Annotated in this window: 5 protein-coding genes and 1 pseudogene; 3 read left to right on the top strand and 3 right to left on the bottom strand. The window is 59.6% G+C overall.

What is annotated here, in order from left to right; all coding sequences use genetic code 11:
* Both AC1DPR_RS31255 and AC1DPR_RS31250 read right to left on the bottom strand, forming a co-directional pair.
* The coding region (locus tag AC1DPR_RS31255) for a ubiquinol-cytochrome c reductase iron-sulfur subunit N-terminal domain-containing protein (protein WP_477817943.1) at positions 1-184 on the bottom strand (184 nt) is incomplete at its 3' end.
* A gap of 323 nt (positions 185-507) precedes the next feature.
* On the bottom strand, positions 508-2,427 hold the full coding sequence (locus AC1DPR_RS31250) for an ABC transporter ATP-binding protein (RefSeq protein WP_477817942.1): 1,920 nt from the start codon (positions 2,425-2,427) through the stop codon (positions 508-510).
* A gap of 182 nt (positions 2,428-2,609) precedes the next feature.
* On the opposite strand from AC1DPR_RS31250, the gene AC1DPR_RS31245 reads away from it, so the two are divergent.
* A complete protein-coding gene (locus AC1DPR_RS31245) occupies positions 2,610-2,819 on the top strand; it encodes a ribbon-helix-helix domain-containing protein (protein WP_018857615.1) in 210 nt (69 codons plus the stop codon).
* A gap of 60 nt (positions 2,820-2,879) precedes the next feature.
* On the opposite strand, the gene AC1DPR_RS31240 is transcribed toward AC1DPR_RS31245, so the two are convergent.
* On the bottom strand, positions 2,880-4,736 hold the full coding sequence (locus tag AC1DPR_RS31240; RefSeq protein ID WP_062370252.1) for an ABC transporter ATP-binding protein: 1,857 nt from the start codon (positions 4,734-4,736) through the stop codon (positions 2,880-2,882).
* A gap of 388 nt (positions 4,737-5,124) precedes the next feature.
* Here AC1DPR_RS31240 and AC1DPR_RS31235 point away from each other — a divergent pair, with 388 nt between their 5' ends.
* Both AC1DPR_RS31235 and AC1DPR_RS31230 read left to right on the top strand, forming a co-directional pair.
* Positions 5,125-5,586: a tRNA (cytidine(34)-2'-O)-methyltransferase gene (locus tag AC1DPR_RS31235; RefSeq protein ID WP_018857613.1), complete on the top strand. Its 462-nt coding sequence runs from the start codon at positions 5,125-5,127 to the stop codon at positions 5,584-5,586.
* Between the two features lie 195 nt (positions 5,587-5,781).
* A pseudogene (locus AC1DPR_RS31230) lies at positions 5,782-5,971 on the top strand (Na/Pi cotransporter family protein); the annotation flags it as partial.

Here is a 5,971-nt window from a genome sequence, read left to right as displayed (position 1 = left end):
GGCTGGAAACGTCAACCTCGATCGAGGCCAGCGCCAACGTCGAAGCATCCGGACGCATCTGGTCGATAAACGGCCATGCAACCGCAACGGCCCCAACCGCCCCCGCCATGCCTGTGGTGAGATAAAGGAAATCACGGCGAGTCGGCTCGCCCGTGATCTCGCCTGTCGTTTCGTGTTCGCTCACGGCTTATAACCATCCTCTACGCAAATTTTGCGGAACTCCGCCCCTGCTCCTCGCGGCGGCGAATCTGTCGCGACACAATTCGACCATAGATTCCCCACCAATCCGGCGCGTTCTAAGCTTGATCGCAAATTATGTCCAGCCTTGGCAAGGCCATGTGGGCACAATGTCGCGGGAATTTTCAGATGATTTTCGAAGACAATCACATGCTTGCCACAGCTGCGCATTGCACCAACTCGAGCCTTCGGCACCAGCGTCGACGGCGTTCCCGCCGACCGGCCACTACGGCTGAAACCATTCCAGTGGACCGAAGGTAACACTGYATCTCAGACGACTTTGGCCTCGTCGCCGAGTTTACGGTGTGCCTTTGAACCGGGCGGTGGCGCCTCGACATCGGTTGCGATGAACCCACCGGATTGCCGTGCCCAGAGTTCGGCATAGAGACCACCCTGTTTCAGCAGAGCTTCGTGCGTCCCCTCTTCTATAATCCCCCCCTCGTCGACTACGATCAATCGGTCGAGGGCGGCGATGGTCGAGAGCCGATGCGCGATGGCAAGCACCGTCTTGCCTTGCATGAGGCCGATCAGATTGGATTGGATCGCCTCTTCCACCTCGGAATCCAGCGCCGATGTTGCTTCGTCGAGAACGAGGATCGGCGCATCCTTCAGCATGACGCGCGCAATCGCGATACGCTGGCGCTGACCGCCGGAAAGCTTCACGCCACGCTCCCCGACGTGCGCGTCGAAACCCCTGCGGCCATTCTGGTCCTGCAGGCGCTCGATGAAGCCAAGCGCTTCCGCGCGCCGAGCCGCTTCGACCAACCGCGCCTCGCCCGCATCAGGGCGCCCAAACAAGATATTGTCCCGGACGGAACGATGCAGGAGCGACGTATCCTGGCTGACAACGCCGATCTGCATGCGCAGGGTTTCCTGCGTGACGGACGCAATGTCCTGGCCGTCGATCAAGATCCGTCCACCTTCGAGGTCGTAGAGCCGCAGCAGGAGGTTGACCAGTGTCGACTTGCCGGCGCCCGAGCGCCCGACGATGCCGACCTTCTCCCCCGGCTCGATCGTGAGCGAGAAGTTGTCGATAACGCCATCTGGTCTGCCGTAGTGGAAAGAGACGTTCTCGAAGCGGATGCCGGGCTGTCGAATAGTAAGGTCGCGGGCACCGGGGCGATCGACCAGTCCAAGCGGCTGCGAGATCAGCTCGGCAGCATTCTGGATCGTGCCGAGGTTGCGCATGATGCCGTTGAACTGGGTCGTCAGCCGGCCGAGAAGGAAGTTGAGGCGCAGCACAAGCGCCAGCGAGAAGGCGACCGCGCCGGAACTGATGAGCCCCGCCAGCCAAAGATGAACGCTCAGTCCGGCCATCGTAACGATCATGATGCCCGAAAGCAGTGCCATCGAGGCGCGTACCCCGGTGATGAAGCGCGTGAACCGCAGGACAGTGTGCTGATAGAAGTCGAAGCCTTGCCGCATGTAGCGGTCGCTCTCTTCGTCACGCGCAAACAGCTTCAGTGTCTGGATGTTGCTGTAGGCGTCCACCATGCGCCCGTTGATCATCGACGCCGCTTCCGCCGTTTCCCGGGAATGCAATCGGATGCGGGGCACGAAATAACGCGCGAGAACGCCGAACACGCCGAGCCAGCAGAGCACGACCACGGCAAGCGAGAGATCCAGCCGCGCGACGAGCACCAGCGTTGTCGCCGCATAGATGCCGACGAACCAGACGCTCTCCATCAGCGACGTCACCAGATCGCCCGTGGCCTGGCCCGCCGACCAGACCTTGGTGACGACGCGGCCGGAGAAATCGCTTTGAAAGAACGAGAGCGATTGCCTCGAAACATGCAGGTAGGATTGCCAGCGCGCGAGGTTATAGAAGCCGGGCGTGATCACCTGCTGATCGACGAGCGCAATCAACAGCGCGACGACAAAGCGGACGATGCCGATAAGGACGAGCATACCGAAGAGTTCGGCGCCGTGCGCGGCAAGAAGGCCGCTCCAGCCTGCGGCCGGCGTGATCGTCGCGAGGATATCGACAAGCCGGCCGACGAACCAGAAGAGCGCCGCCTCGATTGCCGCCGACATCCCGCCGAGCACGAGCATCGCGACGAAGGGCGTCTTCGCCTGCCCGATATAGAACCAGATGAATCCAAGCGTGGAACGCGGGGGCTGAATGTTTTCCCGCGGCGCAAAGGGATTAATCCAATTTTCAAAGACACGAAGGAGTCGTTTTATCAGCATAAATGCGATATAGGCTTATTAGCCAGGGCGGGAAAGCAACGGGCCCAGGGCGCAACCTTATATTTTCGTAACAATCGGTAACAACAACGGCATCGTTGTTGAATGAGACTGACCTCGTCACAATCTCGAGGTACAATGGATTCTTACGGGAGACGGCCGCGATGCAAGCAAGGAAGACAGTATTGTCGAGTATTCCGCTGCCCCTTGCGGAACGACTTGATGCAATCGTTGAACAGTTGGAAATGTCCTACGACGAGGCAATCGCCGAGGCGATCTCTACGTGGGTCGATCGCGAGGAAGAGCGACGTCTGTTCGCATTGCGTACGCTTGTGTCGACCAATAGCATGCTTGTCGAAGGAAACCGGGTGAAAGACTGGGCAGACAGCCTCTGACACCACATCCATGGACACGAAAAGAGAAGCCCTCCCCGCATCCGCAGGGAGGGCTTCTTTCTATTCGGCCGCCTCTTCCGCCTCTTCCGAGTGATCCGCCAAGAAGCCGCCGGACTGACGGTTCCACAGGTCAGCGTAAATACCGCCCTGCTGGACCAGCTCTGCGTGGGCGCCGGCCTCGATGATCCTGCCCTTGTCGAGCACGATCAGACGGTCCATCTCGGTCAGGGTCGACAGGCGATGCGCGATCGCAATCACCGTCTTGCCTTCCATCAGCGCAAATAGGTTTTCCTGAATCGCTGCCTCGACCTCGGAGTCGAGCGCCGATGTCGCCTCGTCGAGCACCAGGATCGGCGCGTCCTTCAGGAAGACGCGGGCGATCGCGACGCGCTGACGCTGGCCGCCGGAGAGCTTCACGCCGCGTTCGCCTACCTGCGCGTCGAGCCCTGTGCGGCCCTGCATGTCGACAAGCCCTTCGATGAAGTCCCAGGCATTCGCACGCCTGGCGGCTTCGATCACCTGGGCGTCGGTCGCGTCCGGGCGGCCATAGGCGATGTTGTCGCGGATCGACCGGTGCAGCAGGGACGTATCCTGCGTCACGACGCCGATCAGTTCACGCAGGCTTTCCTGGGACACGCCCGAGATGTCCTGCCCATCGATCGTGATGCGGCCGGCCTCCAGATCGTAGAAGCGCAGCAACAGGTTCATCAGCGTCGTCTTGCCGGCACCGGAGCGACCGACCAGGCCGACCTTCTCACCCGCCTTGATGTCTAGGGAGAGATTGTCGATGACACCTTTGCCCTTGCCATAGTGGAAGCGGATGCGCTCGTAGTGGATTGCACCCTTCCTCGCTGACAACTGCGGCGCGTTCGGCTTGTCGACGATGTCATGCTTCTTCGTCATCATCTCCATGCCGTCATAGACCGTGCCGATGTTCTCGAACAGCGCCGAGACTTCCCACATGATCCACTGCGACATCCCGTTGACACGCATGGCAAGACCGATCGCAATAGCAATGGCACCGACCGAGATCTGTCCGTTCAGCCAGAACCAGATGGACAGGCCGGACACCACGAACAACGCCACGCAGTTGTTCATATAGACGGATATATGAAACAACGTGACGCGACGCATCTGCGAGTGGACAGTTTCGAGGAACTCCTCCATGCCGCTACGCGCATAGGTCTCTTCGCGGCCGGCATGCGAGAACAGCTTCACCGTCGCGATGTTCGTGTAGCTGTCGACCACCCGCCCCGTCATCATAGAGCGCGCATCCGCCTGCTGTGCCGCGATCTTGCGAAGCCGCGGCACGAAGTAGGACACGATTCCGATATAGACAGCGAGCCAAACGAGGATCGGTATCATCAGCCGCCAGTCGGCAGCAGCGATCACAATGATCATCGACAGGAAGTAGGTGACGACATAGACGAAGACATCGAGGATCTTCATCGTCGTTTCGCGAACCGCAAGCGACGTCTGCATCACCTTCGTCGCAACGCGTCCGGCGAATTCGTTGGCGAAAAAGGTCATGCTGTGACGCAGCAGGAAACGGTGCATCTGCCAGCGTGCGATCATCGGATAGTTGCCGAGTAGCACCTGATGCATGATGAGTGAATCCAGCCCCGCCGCCAGCGGCAGGCCGATGAGGATCAACGATCCCATCCATGCCAACCTCGGCCATTCCGACTCCAGAAATGTCGCCTTGTCGGCTTTAGTCAGCCAGTCCACGATATCACCGAGGAACTGGAAGAGCGCCACCTCGCCGACGGCGATCAGCGCCGTCAGCACTGCCATGATGGCGAGCCACGGTGCTGCCGGCTTCGTGTAGTGCCAGCAAAATGCAAAAAGACCCTTCGGAGGAGCAACCGGCTCCTCGGTCGGGAAAGGATTAAGTCGCTGCTCGAACCAGCCAAACATGAAAATGCTCCGAAACCTGATCGGTCCAGCCTCCCCGGCTCGCGCAAAACGGCGCTTGAGAGCTCATATGGGAACCGGACGTTCACGGGACGAGGCCATAACGGCCGCGCAAAGGTTAGAAATGGGAACTCAGGAGAGAAATGGCACTACGCGTGCCAGGTCGCCACTCGCGGGGTCACGCATCGAGAGCGCATACGCGGCAATATTTCCATCTTGGCGCTCCCTTCTGGCGATTAAAAGATGTGCACCCTTAACGCGAATCAAGCAGAATTTCCAGCCCCGACCGGCCGGAAATTGAACAATTATCGGCCAAAATGCGCCCTATTGCGCTGAAATCACAGTTGCAATAGGCGTCCTTCGACGAAAACCGAAAAATACGGCCTAGACCATGGCGATCCTCAGACTAGCGCTCTATCAGCCTGACATACCCGGCAATACGGGAACCATCCTGCGTCTCGCCGCCTGTCTTGGCTTCGCTGTCGACATTATCGAGCCTGCTGGTTTCGACATATCCGACCGCAACCTCAAACGGGCAGGCATGGACTATATCGCCGCAGCCGCCCTCACCCGCCATGTCAATTGGGATCGCTTCGAGGACTGGCGAAAGGCTACCGGTCGGCGTTTGGTGCTGGCGTCCACCAAGTCGTCCGACCGCTATACCGACTTCGCATTCCGTGACGACGACATCCTTCTTTTCGGCCGCGAGAGCGCCGGCGTCCCTGATCATGTCCACGCGGCAGCCGACGCCCGGATCCTCGTTCCCATGGTGGAAGGCCAACGCTCGATAAACGTCGCCGTCTCGGCTGCGATGATCGTCGGAGAAGCCATGCGGCAGACCGTCTGGCGCTGATTTCCGACCTTCGCGACCTCGACGACGATACCGCTTCAAAATATGTCGCGAACGACGTTGTGAATTTCCCCAAGCAGCGTATAGTTTTTAGCCGAGCAATAAAAATTGCGCGCGTAACGCCATATTTTCAAACACTTGAGAACCTATATTCGAATAGGAACACCCTTCCCGCATAAAAGGCAAAGAAACGGCAGCATGGAATCGACGATCGTCATGATCAACCTGTTCGGCGCGGCAGCGCTGCTGCTGTTCGGCCTGGCCCAGGTGAAGGACGGCGTGTCGCGTGCGTTTGGGGCGCGGTTGCGCACCGGCCTTGCCACCGGCACGCGCAGCGGCCTGCGCTCGTTCGTCTCGGGCTTCTTTGCGACGATTGCGCTGCAGAGTT

Source organism: Rhizobium sp. 01T417 (genome assembly GCF_056398905.1).
The sequence above is the reverse complement of the archived record's forward strand: the minus strand, read 5'-3'. Positions and strand labels throughout refer to the sequence as shown.

Excerpts from the sequence above, each read along its gene's own strand:
- AC1DPR_RS31250 (WP_477817942.1), bottom strand. The coding sequence starts at position 2,427 with ATGCTGATAAAACGACTCCTTCGTGTCTTTGAAAATTGGATTAATCCC.
- AC1DPR_RS31240 (WP_062370252.1), bottom strand. The coding sequence starts at position 4,736 with ATGTTTGGCTGGTTCGAGCAGCGACTTAATCCTTTCCCGACCGAGGAG.
- AC1DPR_RS31235 (WP_018857613.1), top strand. The coding sequence starts at position 5,125 with ATGGCGATCCTCAGACTAGCGCTCTATCAGCCTGACATACCCGGCAAT.